This window comes from Pseudomonadota bacterium, from assembly GCA_039028155.1.
GTDB lineage: Bacteria > Pseudomonadota > Alphaproteobacteria > SP197 > SP197 > JANQGO01.
In genome coordinates this window covers 13,394-31,072 of sequence record JBCCIS010000035.1, presented here as the reverse complement: position 1 = coordinate 31,072, position 17,679 = coordinate 13,394, and the positions used below count along the sequence as shown (strand labels likewise).

The 17,679-nt window shown below is 65.0% G+C and carries 17 protein-coding genes; 12 read left to right on the top strand and 5 right to left on the bottom strand.

Annotated elements, in window-relative coordinates; translation table 11 throughout:
• Positions 1 to 23: 23 nt before the first annotated feature.
• A complete protein-coding gene (locus tag AAF563_17325; protein ID MEM7123046.1) occupies positions 24 to 1,292 on the top strand; it encodes a Xaa-Pro peptidase family protein in 1,269 nt (422 codons plus the stop codon).
• Positions 1,293 to 1,386: 94 nt separating this feature from the next.
• Entirely contained in the window at positions 1,387 to 2,547 is a 1,161-nt protein-coding gene (locus tag AAF563_17320; protein ID MEM7123045.1) for a CoA transferase, read from the top strand.
• A 17-nt stretch (positions 2,548 to 2,564) separates the two neighbouring features.
• Here AAF563_17320 and AAF563_17315 read toward each other — a convergent pair whose 3' ends face one another.
• On the bottom strand, positions 2,565 to 5,171 hold the full coding sequence (locus AAF563_17315; GenBank protein MEM7123044.1) for an AMP-binding protein: 2,607 nt from the start codon (positions 5,169 to 5,171) through the stop codon (positions 2,565 to 2,567).
• A gap of 240 nt (positions 5,172 to 5,411) precedes the next feature.
• Here AAF563_17315 and AAF563_17310 point away from each other — a divergent pair, with 240 nt between their 5' ends.
• The 5 genes from AAF563_17310 to AAF563_17290 all read left to right on the top strand — a co-directional run bounded on the left by AAF563_17310 (position 5,412) and on the right by AAF563_17290 (position 9,489).
• On the top strand, positions 5,412 to 5,678 hold the full coding sequence (locus tag AAF563_17310) for a hypothetical protein (GenBank protein ID MEM7123043.1): 267 nt from the start codon (positions 5,412 to 5,414) through the stop codon (positions 5,676 to 5,678).
• A 103-nt stretch (positions 5,679 to 5,781) separates the two neighbouring features.
• Complete coding sequence (locus AAF563_17305) at positions 5,782 to 6,783, top strand: YHYH protein (GenBank protein MEM7123042.1); 1,002 nt, start codon at positions 5,782 to 5,784, stop codon at positions 6,781 to 6,783.
• A 36-nt stretch (positions 6,784 to 6,819) separates the two neighbouring features.
• On the top strand, positions 6,820 to 7,287 hold the full coding sequence (locus tag AAF563_17300) for a YtoQ family protein (GenBank protein ID MEM7123041.1): 468 nt from the start codon (positions 6,820 to 6,822) through the stop codon (positions 7,285 to 7,287).
• Between the two features lie 49 nt (positions 7,288 to 7,336).
• A complete protein-coding gene (locus tag AAF563_17295) occupies positions 7,337 to 8,650 on the top strand; it encodes an MFS transporter (protein ID MEM7123040.1) in 1,314 nt (437 codons plus the stop codon).
• A gap of 14 nt (positions 8,651 to 8,664) precedes the next feature.
• Positions 8,665 to 9,489: a dienelactone hydrolase family protein gene (locus AAF563_17290; protein ID MEM7123039.1), complete on the top strand. Its 825-nt coding sequence runs from the start codon at positions 8,665 to 8,667 to the stop codon at positions 9,487 to 9,489.
• A 186-nt stretch (positions 9,490 to 9,675) separates the two neighbouring features.
• Here AAF563_17290 and AAF563_17285 read toward each other — a convergent pair whose 3' ends face one another.
• Positions 9,676 to 10,740, bottom strand: coding sequence for a 3-deoxy-7-phosphoheptulonate synthase (locus tag AAF563_17285; GenBank protein ID MEM7123038.1), 1,065 nt, complete (start codon positions 10,738 to 10,740; stop codon positions 9,676 to 9,678).
• Positions 10,741 to 11,025: 285 nt separating this feature from the next.
• Between AAF563_17285 and AAF563_17280 the strand changes: the two genes are divergently transcribed.
• The gene (locus AAF563_17280; protein ID MEM7123037.1) at positions 11,026 to 11,484 is read left to right on the top strand and encodes a VOC family protein; all 459 of its coding nucleotides are present in this window, start codon (positions 11,026 to 11,028) and stop codon (positions 11,482 to 11,484) included.
• Positions 11,485 to 11,494: 10 nt separating this feature from the next.
• Here the strand turns inward: AAF563_17280 and AAF563_17275 are convergent, their stop codons facing one another.
• Positions 11,495 to 13,045 carry a trimethylamine methyltransferase family protein gene (locus AAF563_17275; GenBank protein ID MEM7123036.1) on the bottom strand — a complete coding sequence of 517 codons (1,551 nt, stop codon included), beginning with the start codon at positions 13,043 to 13,045 and terminating at the stop codon, positions 11,495 to 11,497.
• A 183-nt stretch (positions 13,046 to 13,228) separates the two neighbouring features.
• On the opposite strand from AAF563_17275, the gene AAF563_17270 reads away from it, so the two are divergent.
• The 3 genes from AAF563_17270 (at position 13,229) to AAF563_17260 (ending at position 15,378) form a co-directional block, all read left to right on the top strand.
• Positions 13,229 to 13,546: an NHLP leader peptide family RiPP precursor gene (locus AAF563_17270; GenBank protein ID MEM7123035.1), complete on the top strand. Its 318-nt coding sequence runs from the start codon at positions 13,229 to 13,231 to the stop codon at positions 13,544 to 13,546.
• A 47-nt stretch (positions 13,547 to 13,593) separates the two neighbouring features.
• A complete protein-coding gene (locus AAF563_17265; protein ID MEM7123034.1) occupies positions 13,594 to 14,673 on the top strand; it encodes a nucleoside hydrolase in 1,080 nt (359 codons plus the stop codon).
• Between the two features lie 162 nt (positions 14,674 to 14,835).
• Positions 14,836 to 15,378 (top strand): DUF1353 domain-containing protein, encoded by a 543-nt coding sequence (locus AAF563_17260; GenBank protein ID MEM7123033.1) that lies wholly within the window; start codon positions 14,836 to 14,838, stop codon positions 15,376 to 15,378.
• Between the two features lie 72 nt (positions 15,379 to 15,450).
• Here the strand turns inward: AAF563_17260 and AAF563_17255 are convergent, their stop codons facing one another.
• A complete protein-coding gene (locus tag AAF563_17255; GenBank protein MEM7123032.1) occupies positions 15,451 to 15,822 on the bottom strand; it encodes a VOC family protein in 372 nt (123 codons plus the stop codon).
• Between the two features lie 149 nt (positions 15,823 to 15,971).
• Between AAF563_17255 and AAF563_17250 the strand changes: the two genes are divergently transcribed.
• Positions 15,972 to 16,820 (top strand): hypothetical protein, encoded by an 849-nt coding sequence (locus AAF563_17250; protein ID MEM7123031.1) that lies wholly within the window; start codon positions 15,972 to 15,974, stop codon positions 16,818 to 16,820.
• A gap of 1 nt (position 16,821) precedes the next feature.
• On the opposite strand, the gene AAF563_17245 is transcribed toward AAF563_17250, so the two are convergent.
• A complete protein-coding gene (locus AAF563_17245) occupies positions 16,822 to 17,667 on the bottom strand; it encodes a methyltransferase domain-containing protein (GenBank protein MEM7123030.1) in 846 nt (281 codons plus the stop codon).
• Positions 17,668 to 17,679: the final 12 nt, after the last annotated feature.

Sequence of the window (17,679 nt, the reverse complement as noted above, 5' to 3'; positions counted from 1 at the left end):
CACAGCGCTCGGAGAGTATTGCCATGGCCCTGGATAGCGACCGCGAAATCTTCGACGTCGCCGACCACACCGAACACGTCACGTTCCAGAAGACGACGCGGCGGACCGAGTCCGGATACGAGCTGCCGATGATCGTGCACGACCGTCTGGCGTTTTCGCCGGAGGAGTATGTCCGTCGCTATGACGTCATCCGCGCGGCGATGGCCAAACACGATCTGGACGCGTTGCTGGTTCGTGGCCCGGAGAACATTACCTATTTCAGCGGCTACGAAACGCCGGGCTATTACAAGTACCACTGCGTCGTCGTGCCCAAGGACGGCGAGCCCGTGTTCCTGCTCCGCGACTTCGAATGGATCAACTCGCCGGAGTTCGCCTGGAGCACCAAGATCGCCAAGGTCTATGACTGGGACCATCCGCCCAGCGTCACGGTCAACGTGCTGCGTCAACTGGGTCTGGATGCCGGCAAACGTATCGGCGTCGAAAAGCACGGGTTCTTCTATACGGTCGATGAGCACGAGACGCTGCTGGCCGATCTGCCGGACAACACCTATGTCGATGCGACCGGGATCCTGTGGGACACGCGCATGGTGAAGTCCGATGAGGAGATCGCGGTGATGCGCAAGTCGGCGCACCTGGTCGATCTGGCGATGCAGGCGGGCTGGGACGCGACCAAGCCGGGCGCCAGCGGCGACGATATCAATGCCGTCGTCAACAAGACGTTGTTCGAGAACGGCGGCGAATACATGGGCTTGCCGCCGTTCATCCTGGCCGGCGAGCGTTCGTGCCTGCCGCATCAGACCGGCGGTGCCAACCGGCTCGCCGATGACGACCTGATGTATTTCGAGATCTCGGCGTCGAAGCACCGCTATACGGCGGCGTTGATGCGCACCATCTTCGTCGGCAATCCAAAGGACGAATGGGTGCGCGCGGCCGAGGCCTGCATCGGCGCGGTCGAGGCTGCACTTGAGACGATCAAACCGGGCGCGACGCCGCACGAGGCCGACACCGCCGCGCGCGCGGTAACGCAGAAGGCCGGCTTCGGCGACTATCACCGCAATCGGCTGGGCTATTTGATCGGCGTCAGCTATCCGCCCGACTGGGGCGAGGGCGAGATCATCTCGCTGCGCCAGGAGGAGCATCGCCCGCTGGTTCCGGGTATGACCTTTCACATGCCGCCCTTGTGCTTGAAGTACCGGGAGTTCGGCATCGGGTTCTCCGAATCGATCGTCGTGACGGAGGCCGGCTGCGAGCGGTTTTCGAACCTGAGCCGCGAGGTCATCATCAAACGCTGAAGGCGGTTCTCCTCCTTTTCACGATCGGCCGGGTTCCAGGCTAAGGTGGCGCGCCGCCAACGATGGCGGGTTGGAATAAAGGAGCGCTGTCTGGATGTTTGATCTCTTACACGGCCTTCGCGTCATCGACCTGACGGCCGTCGTGCTGGGACCCTATGCGACACAGCTTCTGGGTGGCCTAGGCGCCGATGTCATCAAGGTCGAGCCGCCCGGCGGCGACATCTATCGTTACGTCAGGCCAGGCCATTCGGAGACCATGGGCGCGGGGTATCTGAACCTCAACCGCAACAAGCGCTCGGTGACGATTGATCTGAAGACGGATGAGGGTAGGGCGGTTCTAGCGGGGCTGCTGGAGGACGCTGATGTTCTGGTCCACAACATGCGCATGCCGGCGGCGGCGCGGCTGGGCCTGGACTATGCCGATCTCACCAAGCGTTATCCCAGGCTCGTCTGTTGCGCCGCGCCCGGTTTCGGCAGCGACGGGCCCTACGCCGACTGGCCGGCCTATGACGATGTCATCCAGGCAGTGTCGGGTCTTGCCGCGCTCAACACCAACGACAAGGGCGAGCCGCGCTTTCTCTCGACCATCGTCGGCGACAAGGTAAGCGGCCTGCATCTGGCGCTCGCCGTCTTGGCCGGCGCCATCCACCAGCGCACGACGGGCAAGGGCTGCCTGATCGAAGCGCCGATGTTCGAGAGCATGGTGTCGTTCCTGATGGTCGAACAACTCGCCGGACGGACGTTCCAGCCGCCGCTGGGCGGCATTGGGTATGAGCGGCTGCTGTCGCCCCACCGTCGGCCCTACAAGACAAAGGATGGGTTCATCTGCGTCGTGCCCTATAGCGCCGGACAGTGGACACGGTTCCTGAATCATATCGGCCGAAGCGATCTGGCCGAGGCCGAATGGGTCCTGGATATGGTCGAACGCAGCCAACGGGTCGGCGAACTCTATGAGGTCGTGGCCGACGTCATGCCGGAGCGGACCAGCGAGGCGTGGCTGAAGGTTCTGCGCGAGCTCGATGTGCCCTGCGCGCCGGTCCAGGGTCTGGCCGATCTGGAAGACGACGCGCACCTGCGCGATGTCGGCTTCTTCGTCGATCACGACCATCCCACCGAGGGCGATCTGACCGCCTTGCGCTCGCCGTTCCGGGTTGAGGGCGCGGCGCCGGAGGCCGATAAGGCGGCGCCCAATCTGGGTGAGGACAATGACGGCATTGCGTGGCGCGCACGCACGCCCGATGAGCGTCATCGCTGACGCGCGATCGTGCCGCTCTAGACGGTCGTGCAGACCTCGGCGACCACTGGGCGCAGCGCGTTGACGACACGTTCGATATCGGTGCTGCCCTCGCCACGCGTGGCCAGGTCGCCCGGCATGACCGGCGCGCCGAAGCGGATGGCGACGGCATGGGGGCGTGGCCAGCGCCGGGTGCGGGGCAGGGCTTCGAACGTGCCCCTGATGCAGGCAGGCACGACCGGCACTTCGGTGCCGGCGAGCAGGTGGCCGATACCGGGCTGGAAAGCCTGCAAGTTGCCGTCGGGGCTGCGCCAGGACTCCGGAAACCAGACGAGCACGTCGCCATTGTCCAGCGTCGCGCGGGCGCAGGCCAGACCCTGGGCCGGCTGCACGTCCGACATCGGAAACAGACGCAGGCCCAGATAGAGCGCGTCCCAGCGCGGTCCTTCGAACAGCCGGGTGATCTCCGCGCCCCAGCGCGTTTGGCGGCGCGTGGCGCCGGGCAGGGCGGCGGCGACCACCAGGGGATCGAGATCGCTCAAGTGATTGCAGGCGATGACGAAGGGGCCGGCGGCCGGCAGGTGTTCGGTGCCCGTGACCTTGAGCTGGAACACCATGCGCATCAGCAGCCGGTTGGCGCCATAGAGCAGGCCGGCTAGCGTACGGTAAAGTGGCGCGGGCGGACGCAGCCAGCGGGCCGCGACCTCGGCGCCGGAGGCGGGCGCGGCGTCGGGTGCTTCGCGCACCGCATCCAGCAGATGCTGAACGGTGATCAGTTGCGCAGTGTCGGTGTCGCTCAGATCGACGCCGATCTTCTGCTGGATCTCCAGCGAAAGCGTGATCCAGGCAAGCGAGTCGATGCCAAGGTCAAGCGCCAGGTGGTCGTCGAGCCCGCGCAACTGGTCGCGGCAATGATCGCGCAGCACCTGCCAGGTCGCAGCGTCGCGCGGGTCGTCGAATTGCGGCTCGACGACCGGCTCGGCGGATGCCGCGCGACGCGCCGGGCCGCGTTTGGCTTCGTCATAGAGCTCGGGCAGCATAAAGCGGCGGTACTTTCCGAGCCGCGTGCGCGGCAGCTCATCGCGGGTCAGCGCGTAGCCGGCCAGGCGCTGATAGGGCGCGAGCGTCTCGCCCGCCTGGCTTAACGTGATGCGGATGGCGTCATCGGGTTTCGCGTGGCTGCCCTTGGCGATCTCCGCCTCGTCCGGGCGCACAAGGGCGACCAGTCCGCCTTGTTTCTCCAGGACCGCGATCTCGGCGATCAGCGCGCTTTCGCCATAGACTCTCTCAAGATCCTCCGGACTTACCTTCTTGCCACCGCCGAGCACGATCGCTTCCTTGATGCGCCCGGTGATGAAAAGGAACTTGTCGGCGTCCAGATAGCCGGTATCGCCGGTGCGGTACCAGCCGTCCTCGGTGAACGCGGTTTTGTTGGCCTCCGGATCGACATATCCGTCGAACACGTTGGGGCCGCGCAACTGGACCTCGCCGATGCCTTCCTCGTTGGGTTCGAAGATCCTGACCTCCGCACCCTGGAACGGCCGGCCCTCGCTGCCCAGGCGGTCGCGGCCGGGCAGGTTGCCGGTTGTGGTCGAGGCGGTCTCGGCGAGGCCGTAGCCGGAATGCACGTTGAAGCCGATCGCCGCCAGCTTCCAGGTCAGCAGCGGATCGAGCTTGGCGCCGCCGGAGACCAGCAGCCGGAGATTGGCCGACAGGCGCCCGCGCAGCGGCCGGAAGAGGACGCGGCCGAGCTTGATGCCGAGATGACGCTGCGCGGCGATCGATGCCGACATCATGGTGTTGAAGACGGTGCGCGCCAATCCGCCCTTGGCCGCGACGTTCTGCTCGATGGCGGAGATGATGGCGTCATAAAGCCGCGGCACGCCGATCAGCCCGCTCGCCTCGCTGCCCTTGAGCGCTTCGACAAGCGACGGGCCGGTGACGGATTCCGGCAGCACGATCACGGCGCCGGCGGCAAGCGGCGTCAACAGGCCGACCACTTGGGGATAGGCGTGATGCAGCGGCAACGGCAGGACGAGACGGTCGTCCTGGGAAATCAGGCCCTCGGCGGCGATCGCCAGCACATTGGCGCCGATATGGCGGTGATTAAGGTTGAAGAGCTTGGGCGCGCCGGTGGTGCCGGACGTCTGCAACAGCGCCGTCGGCGCCGCCGGATCGACCGGCGGCAGGTCGCCGGTCTCGGCCAGCAACGTGCGCCAGGACGGCGCGCCGTCTTGATCGTCGGCATCAAGGCACACCAGGCGGCCGGCGGGCGCAAGCGGCCTTAACGTGTCCAGATGCTTGGCGGCGCCGATCACCCAGTCGGGCGGCGCGGCGGCGGCCAGAACCTGGATGTCTGTCGGCGGTGACAGATCATCGACCGACATGCTGATAAGGCCGGCAGCGCCAAGCGCCAGGCGCGCGGCGATCAGGTCGGCGCCGTTGGGTCCGATCAGCAGCACACGCTCGCCGGATTGCGCGCCGGCGTGTCGCAGGCCGCGGGCGAAAGCCAGGGCGTCGGCGGCCAAGGCGGCGTAGGAGACCGTGGTCACCTCGCCACCGTGGAACGCCATGACCGCCGCATGATCGCCGCGTCCGGCCATGTCGGCGAGCAGGGTCTGAACCGTCCAATCCTGTTGCGTCATGCCGTGCATCATCCCGCCCGTCTCCGCGTTGATGGCCCTCCCGCTTCAAGTTGCTACGACCGGTCGCCGTGTCAATGGATCACGGTTTGCCGCCCGTCCGGCCAATCATGCCCGGACTTCGCGCCAAGGCCATGAAAACCGGTGATTACGCGATGCCTGGCGGCAATAAGCTTTGCATGTGCCGGCGCCAGGTCGTACATCCCTGGCGGCACGTCAAAGCAACACAATGCCGAAGGACCCATGAACCACAGACATCGCAAAGTTCTTCACGCGCTCTTCGCCCATCCTGTCAGCGCCAATATTGCGCCCCGCGCGGTGGAGTCGGTCATCAAAGAGCTGGGTGGTGAAATCGACCAACGCCATGGCGGGCGGGTCGGCCTGCATCTCAGCGGCCACTTCGTCGAGATCGCCCACGACAGCCACTCGCTGAAGCCTGCCCACGTGCAGCAGATCAGAAAGTTCCTGGAAAGCGCCGGCATCGATCCTGGGCGCGATTATCCGCTCTAACCACCGGGCTGCTCTAGCACGGGGCCGCCGGGTTGCGACGCCGCCACAACGTGCGCCCGACATGGTACGCTCCCAATCCTGTGGACCGGCGGGGGGTGTGACAATGCGGTTTGGCGTAGCGGGCGCGCTTGCGGTTCTTGTCGGAGTCATGACCGGCGGCGGCGCCCTGGCGCATGACGTCGCGCAGGCGCAGTCCCAGCATGACGAGATCATCGAACGGTTGACGGCGCATTTCGAGCCGGGCGCGATCATCGGCGAACCCGGCTTGGTCGACTGCACGTTGTCGGGCGGTACCGAGACGACCTGCGTCTCGATCACTGTCGGCAAGTACCCGACCGGGTACGACGTGGGGCCGTGGTGTCCGCGCAACATCGCCGACGGGCCGGAGCTCTCGGGCATCTGGCTCGACCAGGGTGTCGTCTATGACGCCGACGGCGCGTTCATCGCCAACCTCGCCACGTTCTACGACGACGATACCTGGCAGCTCTACGACCCCGCGACTGGCGACATCAAGGTGACCGACACGCGGGAGACGTGCGCGGCGGCGGCGCGCCCGGATGTTGACCCCGATCTCTACAACCACTGCGTGGAATGCGAGATTACCTATCTGCCCGACGATTTCACGATCACGGTCGTGATCCCCGTCGAGCCGGTCAAGGCATCCGAACCCGCACCGCTGGGCGGGCCGGGGGCCGGCCTTGCCTTCAACGGCGTGCGGCTGGACAAGCCGGCGCCGCTCGACGCGATTCTTTCGGCCCACACGCTGGCGCCGTTCGACGACTGCGGCGGTCATGTGAACCTGAACGCCGGCTATCACATCCACGCCGTGACCGATTGTCTGAAAGAGGTCGCGGTCGAAGACGGCCATGCGCCGATGCTGGGTATCGCCATGGACGGCTACGCGCTGTTCGCCGAACTGGATGCCAATGGGCGCGAGCCGCAGGGCCTGGACGCCTGCCGCGGACACCATAACGACGTGCTTGGCTATCACTACCATGTTGCCGATCCCGGCCAGAACCAGATCCTGGGTTGTCTGACCGGCGAGTTCGGTTGTTCATTCCACGGCGAATCACGCTATTGCGACGCCACCCGCCAGCCGCGATAAAGGGCGCGCGCGAACGAAAGGAAGAGGATCCGCACAATGAGCCAAACCTGGAATGTCTATCTGTCGGGTGAAATCCACACTGATTGGCGCGAGCGCATCGCCGCCGCGGTGAAGGCGGCCGACCTGCCGGTCAGGCTGACCAGTCCGGTGACCGATCACGATTCGTCGGATGATTGCGGCGTGCGCATCCTGGGCGCCGAGAACGATGCGTTCTGGCACGATCACAAGGGTGCGAAGGTGAACGCGCTGCGCACGCGCACCATGATCGGTGACGCGGATCTGGTCGTGGTGCGCTTCGGAGAGAAGTACAAACAGTGGAACGCGGCATTCGACGCCGGTTACGCGGCGGCGCTGGGCAAACCCCTGATCGTCTTGCATCCGTCCGAACATCAACACGCGCTGAAGGAGGTTGACGCCGCCGCGCTGGCCGTCGCCGAGGAGCCCGAACAGGTCGTGCAGATTCTGGACTACGCCATCAACGGCAGGCTGCCCAAAGCAGGTTGATTTTGGCGGCATCGAACCCAGCCATGTGTACGCTCCTCCGGACCGTGTCGTGAACGCGGCGTCCGCATCGGCCAGCCGGTTCCGCTGGACGATCATTCTGCTGCTCTTCGCGATCAATACTGTCAACTATGTCGATCGCTCGGCGATCGCGTTCGCCGCCCACCTGATCAGCGCGGAGTTCGATCTGTCGGCATCCGAGCTGGGTCTGGTCCTCGGCGCCTTCGGCATCGGTTATCTCATCACCACCTTTCCAGGCGGTTATGTCGCCGACCGTTTCGGCGCGCGCGTGACGTTTCTGATCGCCGTCGTGCTGTGGTCGCTCGCCATCGGCTGGACAGGCGTGGCGACCGGTTTTCTGATGCTCTATTTTGCGCGCATGGTCCTGGGCCTGGCGGAAGGGCCGTCGTTCCCGGCGCACTCGCGCATCGTCGAGCGGTGGCTGCCGCCGCACGAACGGGCGACCGCCGTCGCGATCGCGCTGGTCGCGATCCCGGTCGCGCTTGCCGTCGGCGCGCCTTTGGTGACGTATCTGATCACCGCGTTCGGCTGGCGGGTAATGTTCTTCATTCTGGCGGCGGCGGGTCTGGCATGGCTGCCGGCCTGGTATCTTCTGGGACGCGACTTTCCATCGCAGTCGCGCTTCGTGAACGGCGCCGAGCGGGACCACATCGCCGAGGGCCGTGAGGCGCAGGCCACGCCCGCCGGTAACAGCGGTCTGTCGCGCGCTGACTGGCGCATCATCCTGACGACGCCGACCTTGCTGGCGGGCTATTGGTCCTACTTCGTCTTCGGCTATCTGTTGTTCTTCGTCATGACCTGGTTGCCGGACTTTCTGCGCACGACCTATCACCTGGATCTCACGCAAATCGGCTGGCTGGCGTCGCTGCCGTGGGCCGCCGCCGCGGTATCGCTTTATCTCGTCGGGCGTTGGTCTGACCGGCTGCTGGTTAGGACCGGGCGCACCCGGGTTGCGCGGAGTTACCTGATGGCCGGGTCGCACGCGTTGATCGCGATTGCGGTCCTGCCCCTGCTTTTTGCCGACAGCCTGCCCGTGGCCCTGGCCTGCATGACGGTTGCCGTGGCGGCCGGCTTGGGCGCCAACCCCGTCTTCTACGCCGTGATCGCCGACATCGTGCCGCGCGCGGCCGGCACATGCATGGGTGTGATGAACAGCGGCCTGGCGATTTCCGGTTTCCTTGCCCCGGCGCTGACCGGTTTCGCGCTGGACGCGACCGGCAGTTTCGACGCGGCGTTCGTGCTGATCGCGGCGTTCGCCGCCTCGTCGGTCATCGGGCTTTTGATCTGGCATCAGCCGGACCGGGATCTCGCGCGACTGAAGAAGCTTGCGGAAAGCCCCACATAAGCCGAGCCTGGGGCATGGCGAAAGCGCGACATGGTTGGACGACGGGCGCCGCGATCGGTAGATCGCTTGTGGCGTTGTGTCTGCTGATGACGTTCGTGCCCGACGCGCGTGCGGAGATCGAGACCGTCCAGTTTCCGATGACCGAGTTCTCCGGCGAGACGACGGTGCTGTCGGCGGCACTGGCGCGACCCGCGGGCGAGGGGCCGTTCCCGGCGGTGGTGCTGTTGAACGGCTGCGGCGGGACCTATCCGACCGCGGCGTGGGCGGAGCGGTTTTTTGGCGCGCTGGGCTACGTCGCGCTGAGGATCGACAGTTACGGGCCGCGCGGCATCGACGGGGTGTGCCGCGAGCACCGCGCCGTCGCCAGCCCGGCGATCCGCGCGCGCGACGCCCATGCAGGCAAGACGTTCCTGGAGGGTCTCGACTATGTCGACCCGGACGCCATCGCCATCATCGGCTGGTCCCATGGCGGCTCGGCCGTGCTGGCCGCGATCGAGAGCATCAAGAGCGAACAGCCGGACCGGCAGCGTCCGTTCGCCGCGGCAATTGCCATCTATCCCGGTTGCGCGCCAAGCATGCTGGACCTGGACTCGCCGCTTCTGATCATGATCGGCGACGCGGATGTCTGGACACCCGCACAACGCTGCATCGCCATGTTCATGCCACGCAAGCTGGATCACGAATACGGTCTCGTCGTCTATCCCGGCGCCAGCCACGGCTTCGACCTGGAAGAACTGCTGGACGGCCCGCCGATCCAGGGTATGACGTATGACCCGGTCGCGGCCGATGACGCCTACGCGCGTATGAGCGCGTTCCTGGAGAAGTACGCGGGCGGCTAAGGCATGACTGGTGTCGTCGATGCGGCCGGCCGACCCTCACCCTCCCTCTCGCGTTCACGGGAGAGGGGAAGAAGGACCGTCGCCACGTCCCCTCGCCCCCGCTTCGGTGGGGGAGAGGGTTGCGCAGGTTTGGGCGCGGCAGCGTCCTAGCCGGAGCTGGGTGAGAGGGCGTGGTGGGGTCGGCGCCTACGCCTCCCGCCGCGCGCGCACGCCCGCCGCCAGGTCGTCCAGCACCGCGACCGAGGTTTCCCAATCCATGCAGGCATCGGTGATCGACTGGCCGTAGGTGAGCGGCTCGCCCGGTTTCATGTCCTGGCGGCCGGCGACCAGGTGGCTTTCGATCATGACGCCGATGATACGTTTCTCGCCGCCAGCGAGTTGGCCCGCGATGTCGGCGATGACGCCGGGCTGCCTGGTGTGGTCCTTGCCGGAATTGCCGTGGCTGGCGTCGACCATGATGGCCTCCCGCAAGCCGGCCTTGACCAATTGCGTGGCGGCGGCCTCGATACCGGCGGCGTCATAGTTGGGCGCCGCACCACCGCGCAGCACGACGTGCGCGTCGGCGTTGCCAGTGGTTGTCGCGATGGAGGCGCGGCCCTCCTTGGTGATCGCCAGGAAGTGATGCGGGTTGGTGGCCGCCTGGACGGCGTCGGCGGCGATCTTCACGTCACCGTTGGTGCCGTTCTTGAAGCCGACCGGGCAGGAGAGGCCCGACGCCATCTCGCGGTGCACCTGGCTTTCGGTCGTGCGCGCGCCGATCGCGCCCCAGGCGACGAGGTCGGCGATGTATTGCGGCGTCATGACGTCCAGAAACTCGCAGGCCGCGGGCAGGCCGAGCGAATTGACGTCGAGCAGCAGGCGGCGCGCCAGGCGCAGGCCCTCGTTGATCTGGAAGCTGTCGTCGAGGCGCGGATCGTTGATCAGCCCCTTCCAGCCGACCGTGGTGCGCGGCTTCTCGAAATAGACGCGCATCAGGATCTCCAGATCCTCGGCATGGCGCCGGCGCTCGGCGATCAGGCGGTTGGCGTACTCCATCGCCGCTTTGGGATCGTGGATCGAACACGGGCCGATGACGACGACCAGGCGGTCGTCCTCGCCATGCAGGATCCTGTGGATCGCCCGGTGGGCGCCATCCACCGTGTGCGCGATGGCCGGGTTGGACGGCGCTTCCTCGATCACCTCGGCGGGCGTGCTCAGCGTATCGAGGCGCTCGATGCGAAGGTCGTCGGTCAACTGGGTGGCGGTTTTCATCGTATGGCTCCGGGGTGTTGGGGTGCCGGCGGCCACAAAAAACGCCGCCAAGGACCCTGGCGGCGGTTCGGGGAGATCGGCTGCTGCTTGAATTTAAGCCGAACGATCCTCTGCCGGCGCCAGGGGCGTCGGATAGCCAAAGTACCAAAAGTACGCGGTATGGCGGCCAGTCGAGGTCATGGGGCAGGGTAGATACAGAGATCAGGGGCCGATGTCACCCCCTTCTTGCGGCGTACCCAAGGTGAGGGGTTATGCTGTCGCAATCCAGGGGAGAGGAAGAAAACCATGAAGATCAAGCAATTGGCCCACATCGTCCTCTACGTCCGCGATCTCGATGCATCGACCGCTTGGTATCGCGATCTCTTCGACATGGACCTCGTGGGTGTTGCAGAGGGATTTCGGGCGAATTTCCTGTCATTTGGCACGCGCGACCATGATCTCGCTCTGTTCGAGAAACAGGATGCGTCTGGCGGCGAGCCACAGGACCTCAACCACCTGGCCTTCGAGTTTGACGGTTCCCTCGACGACTACAAGGCAGCTTACCGGCGGCTGAAGGAACGCGGCGTCGAGGTGACCGGGACCGCCGATCACGGCGTTGCTTATGGCATCTATATGCTGGACCCCGACGGTCACACGGTTGAGCTCTATTTTTCGACGCTCGAACCAGGCGCCGACGGCCCCGACGCGTTCCGTCGCGCCGGCGTCCGGGCCGACCCGATCGACATTGAGGCGGTGGTGGCGTGACGAAGCTCCCTCAGTGCCAGATGTCCGGCAGGGTCTCCTTCTTGCGCGCGATATAGTCTTTGAGCCCGTCGTCGATGCCGGAGTCGAGCGGCGGCGGTTCGGTTTCCTTCAGCACCTTTTTCCAGGCGGCGTTGGCGCGGGTGGTGGCATCCATCGCGCCGTTGTCGAGCCAGTTCTCATAGGCCTGGGTGTCGGCGAGGTCGGAGCGGTGGAAGGCGGTCTCGTAGTTGGCCAGCGTATGCTGACAGCCGAAGAAGTGGTTGCCGGGGCCGACTTCCGCGAAGGCATCCATGGCGAGCGCGTTGTCGTCGGTGGGAAGGCCCCGCACGAACGTGTGGAGGGCGCCCAGATAGTCGGCGTCGAGCATGAGTTTTTCGTAGCCGATGGTGAGCGCGGCTTCGAGCCAGCCGGCGGCGTGCAGGACGAAGTTGGCGCCGCACAGGATGGCGGTGTTCATGGAGTTGACGCTTTCCTGCATCGCCTGGGCGTCCGGCAGCTTGGACGAGGAGAACGCGCCGCTGCAGCGTAGCGGCAGGCCGATGCGCCGGGCCAGTTGCGCGGCGACGTAAGACCCCAGCGCCGGCTCCGGCGTGCCGAAGGTGGGCGAGCCGGTCTTTAAGTCGACGGTGGTCAGGAAGTTGCCGAAAACGGCTGGCGAGCCCGGCCGCTCGAGCTGGCCGAGCGCAATGCCGACCATCACCTCGGCCATCGACTGCGCGATCATGCCGGCCATGGTGACGGGACCGGTCGCGCCGCCCAGGATGAAGGGCACGACCACCGGACACTGGTTGGCGCGGGCGTAGGCGCGCAACGAGCCGGACATGGCGCCGTCGTAAACCAAGGGCGAGTTCATGTTGATATTGCCCATGATGACGCAGTTCTTGTCGACGAAGTCTTCGCCGAAGGCGATGCGCGCGAGATCGATCGAGTCCTCGGCGCGTTCGGGCATGGTGACCGACCCCATGAACGGTTTATCGCCGCAGGTCAGGTGCGCGTAGACCATGTCGAGGTGGCGCTTGTTGACCGGAATATCGACGGGTTCGCACACCGTGCCGCCGGAATGGTGCAGCCAGGGCGACGCGTAGGCGAGTGTGATCAGGTTCTGGAAATCCTTGAGCGTGCCGTAGCGCCGGCCGTTATCCATGTCGTGCACGAAGGGCGCGCCATAGGCCGGCGCGAAGACGACGTTGTCGCCGCCAATGACGACCGAACGGTCGGGGTTGCGCGCGTGCTGGGTGAACGACTTGGGCGAGGTCGCGGTGATGATGGCTTTGAGATGGCCTTCGTCGAAGCGCACGCGGTTGCCGTCGACCGATGCGCCGGCGTCTCGCCAGAGTCGGAGCGCGTCTTCGTCGCCACGAAACTCGATGCCGACCTCCTTGAGGATTCTGTCGGTGTGACGCTCGATGAGGTCGAGGCCTTCCTCGGCCATCAGCACATAGGGCGGGATCTGGCGCCGGACGCCGGCGATGACGGCGGGCGCGGGCGTTTTGTCGGCGTGCTTGCGCCGCGACGAACGCTCGCCGCGTTTGGGTTTGGGTGACGGGACGGTATCGGGCATGGCAGTTCCCAGGCGCGTGCCTTGACCACCGCGCAACAGAAGAATGGGGGCGCTCCTTGGCAAGTCCAAGGACCTACACGCTTCAGCCCCTTCAAACTTCCTGCCGGTTGAATGACGATACCGTGTGCGTCAGCATCGCAACAGGGTCTTGCGGATGGAATTGCATGATGGCAGGAGGTCGCGATGACGGAGAAACACTTTCAACGCAACACGTTCGATGACGGTCTGATCGCCCGCGCGATCATGGACGAGGCCTTCCGAAAACGCCTTCTGGACGATCCAAGGGCGGTCTATGCGGAGGAACTGGCCAAGGCCAAGCCCGGTCAGACGATCCCCGACGGCGTCGAGATCCGCATCGCCAAGGAGGAAGAGAACGTCTTCTATCTGGTGCTGCCGTGCGTGCCCGCGTGGATGGGTCTGGACGACGCGACCGCCGATCGGATCGCCAAACACGAGGCGACCCACCGCAATCCCTGCTGGGGCCTGGGGGACGCGCCCTAGTGTCGGTGGGATGTCGCATTGCCGCACTTTGGGCAGGGGTTTGGTTGGTGCTGTCCGGGTTAAGCGGCCTTGCGGAGGCGCAATCGGACGATGCCGGTGCTCCCCGTGCCTGGATTATCGATACCGATATGGGCCAGGAAGACTGGATGGCGCTGCTCTATGCGCTCGGCCGGTCCGATATCGACGTCCGGGCGATCAGCATCGTCGGTGACGGCGTCGGGCGGTGCCCGGGGTCCGAGGCGATGGCGCTGGCGCTTGCTCTGTTCGCCACCGGCGAGGACGGCGCCATCCCTGTCGCGTGCGGGGCGACCAGTCCACTCGACGGGTTTCACGCCATGCCACCGGCCTGGCGCGACGCCGCGAACCCGAAGAACTTCAAACCCCTGCCGGTCGCTGAGGCGGTGGCGGATCCGCGCGGCGGTGTCGATCTGATCATCGAAACGGTGCGCGCGGCCGACGAACCGATCGGGATCCTGGCCATCGGGCCTTTGACCAACATCGCACTTGCCTTCGACAAGGCACCTGACATCGTCGAGAACGTGCGCGAGGTCGTCGTCATGGGCGGCGCCGTCTATGTATCCGGCAATGTTGGTGATCCCAGCGACAGCACGATGCCGGCCAACACGGTCGCTGAGTGGAACATGTTCCTTGATCCCGTGGCGGCGGACGCGGTGTTTTCGTCCGACGTGACGATCCGCCTGGTGCCCCTGGACGCCACCAACCTCGCGCCGGTCGACAGCGCGCTCGCCGACCGCATCTTCAACGGCATCGAGACGGCGCCGGCGCGCTGGGCCCATGACGTGTTGAGTGGCGCCATCGCATCCGGCGGGTTCTACTTCTGGGATCCGTTGACGGCGAGCATCGCGTTCGACGGGTCGGTCTGCCGGTTCACATTGCTGCCGCTGCATGTCATGGCCGAAACGGCGGCAAGCGGCTGGTCCTATCCCGGCACGGCGGACGACTTTCCCGCAACGAACTGGCGCGGCGAACCGCGCCACCATCTGGCGACGGCGGATGCGGGCGGCCTGGTCAGGGACATGGCCAAAGGCGCCTGGGTCATCGTTTGCATCGAGCCCGATGTCGACGCGTTTGTCGCGGGTTTTCGCGCGTCCCTATCGGCCGATTGAACCGCGCCATGGACGAGCCAAACGAGTCACGTCGAAGCCGGTCGATCAACTATTGGTGATCATTAGAGGCAAACGAGAAACGTAGACGTCGCATCGATGACAAAGTATCTTTGACGTGTATTGATGACACAGCGCTCGCCTTAAGGGGCATAGGGGGCGACGATGACTTGGGAGCCGGGCGAAGACCCTTTCCCAAAGGGTGACGTCAAACGTATCTCGGATTTCGAATATCTCGACGAGCTGAAGTTCGTCAGGCATGCGAGGGTCCATGTTCAAAAAACGCCGGAGTCCCTTTGGCAGCTAGCCGGTGACTTTCGCGCTCGAATGCGGGTCCATCTTAAAGATGGCACCTCGTATGATCTGACCTTGACGGCACCGCGTGGAATGTACACCGATCTCGCTTCGGTACCGCAAGCGCTTTGGCTGTTCATCGGGCCGATCGGCTCTCACCTAGAAGCGAGCATTATCCACGATTACCTCTACATGGCGTGGACAGACTATCGCGATGAGGCGCGGAAGCGTGACTGGGATTTCGCCGACTCGGTCTTTCTTGCCGGCTTGAAAGTCTCCAAGACCTCGACGCGTGTTCCCATCTACCTGGCCGTTCGGCTGATGGGATGGTTTGTGTTTCGCGCCAAGAGCTACACGCTGAAAGAGCGCATGAACGAGTGGCTGCCTCTGCTTGCCCCTAGTCACCAAAGGTAGGTGAGCGCCGACGGCAAGGCCCGGACGAGAACGCATTCTCGCTGTTTTCGTGTCGCCGACGACTGAGGTCTCCTAGACGTGCTGGTCGATCAGGATGGGGTTGCCGTCGGGATCGATGACCATGCAGCTGGCGGGGCCGGTTGTCGTTTCGTCGGCTTCGCTGATCGGGACGATGCCGTCGGCCTTCAGCGCCTTTTGGATATCACGGACATCGGTGAAGCCTTCCAGACGCTGACCTGACGCGTCCCAGCCGGGATTGAAGGTGAGCGTGTTCTTCTCGAACATGCCCTGGAACAGGCCGATCACGCAGCTTGGAGAGCGCATGATCAGCCAGCCTTGGCTGGCATCGCCACCTATCGCCTGAAAGCCGAGTTTTTCATAGAAGGCGCGTGAGGCCGCTAGGTCCTTGACGGCAAGGCTGACGGAGAAGTTTCCAAGTTGCATCGTGTGTGTCCTCCGGTTCCATTGGGCAAGGGTGCGTGATCGCATAGAAGGCCGCGCAACCCAATCGCCCATCCGATCAAAAGTGCTTTAGGATGATGGCGCCTTCGGACGAGGGCGCTGTCGGGTGAGGGGGCGAGGGCCATGTCGCGATGCTGATGGTCGTGATCAAGATAGTCGTGACGTCGGTCATGGTGTTGGGCCTGGCGTGGCTCAGTGAGCGTGCTGGGCCGAAGACCGCCGGCGTGCTGGCCGGTTTCCCGCTGGGCATCGGTGTCAGCCTGTTCTTCATCGGCGTCGAGCAGGGCTCCGCCTTCGCCGCCGTTGCGTCGACCTCGACAATCGGGGGACTGGGCGCGGCGCTGATCTTTTGCTTCGCCTATTGGCAGATCTCAAAGTTCCTGGGCGGCTCGCTGGTCCACTGGTTCTCGTACTGGAAGGTCCGTGGATCGCCGGTGTTGTGGAGCGCCTTTCTGACCTCGCTGGGGTCGTTCGTCGTCTTCGTGATCGCAGCCGGGATCCTGGCGGTCCTGCCTCAGGAGCGCTGGCTCTTGACGGTGATCACGCTGGTCATCACGGGCCTCGCCATTGTTGTGTTCCGCCGCATCGATGATGTCGAAGCCGACGCGACCCAGGCTGTCGCGGTGACGCCCTTGACGCTGTTGATCCGCGCGGCGATCGCCTCGGCCATCGTTCTGGTGATCACCGGACTTGCCGATGCGGTCGGCGAGGCGTGGTCCGGCCTTCTGTCCGGTTTCCCAATCACGCTCTACCCCGTCCTGCTGATCGTGCACGTGACCTATTCGGAGCGCCAGGTGCACGGCATCATCAAGAACTTCCCGTTTGGAATCGGCAGCCTGCTGATCTTCGCGCTCGCCGGAAGCTACGTGTTCGAATCCATGGGGATGTATTGGGGCACCGCGGTCGCGATCCTGCTGGCGGGTCTCTACTTGAGCGCGGTCGCGTTCATCATGTTGAGGCGCCGACCGTCAGGCAGCTGATCTAGTCGCCGCGCCGCGCGAGGATGCGGCCGCCGCCCATTTCTCCGGTCTCATATAGGCCGACAAAGAAGGCGTAGGCGCTGTCCCATTTGTCAAAGTGCGCCTGGCCGAAGCGGGCGACGGTCTGGTCTTCCAGGCTGCGGTACATGGCCAGGCGTTCGACCAGAATGTCATGCCACTCTTGGCTGAGGTCCTCAAAGACCTCGACCTCACAGCCGTTGTCGGTGAAGCGGCGGCGGTAGGTGTCCGGCGAACTGAGTTCGGCCAACGCCATTTCCCGCGACAGGCGCTCCAGCGCCGCGGGCGTGGTGCGTTCCGTCGTCATGATGTCGGTGAAGGCCATGCGGCCGCCGGGTTTCATGACCCGCACGCACTCGGCAATGAGCCGGTCCTTGTCGGGAATGTGGCAGAACGATTCCTGACTGATCACGACGTCGAAGGTGCCGTCGTCGAACGCCAGATCGAGCGCGTTGCCTTGGCGAAAACCAACGCGATCGCCCAGCCCCGCTAGCTCGGTCAGCTTGGCCGCACCGTCGATCCGGCTTTGGGTCAGATCGTTTCCCGTGACGCGGCAGCCGTACTTGTGGGCGAGATAGCGCGCCGGCCCACCCATGCCGCAGCAGACGTCCAGAACATGCGAGGATGCCGTGATGCCGGCGAGTTCCGCCAATCTGTCATTGGCCGCCAGACCGCCATAGTGGTCTTGGTCGTAGGCCTGAAGTTGGTCTTCGCTGAGCGCGCCCAAATCGACGCCGTCGCGCTCCAGCTTCTCCAGGATCTGGTGTTCGTTGATCGGATGGGTGTCGTAGAACCCGGTCACCTGGTCGAAATGTTGGGATTCGCTCATGACGGTGCCCCC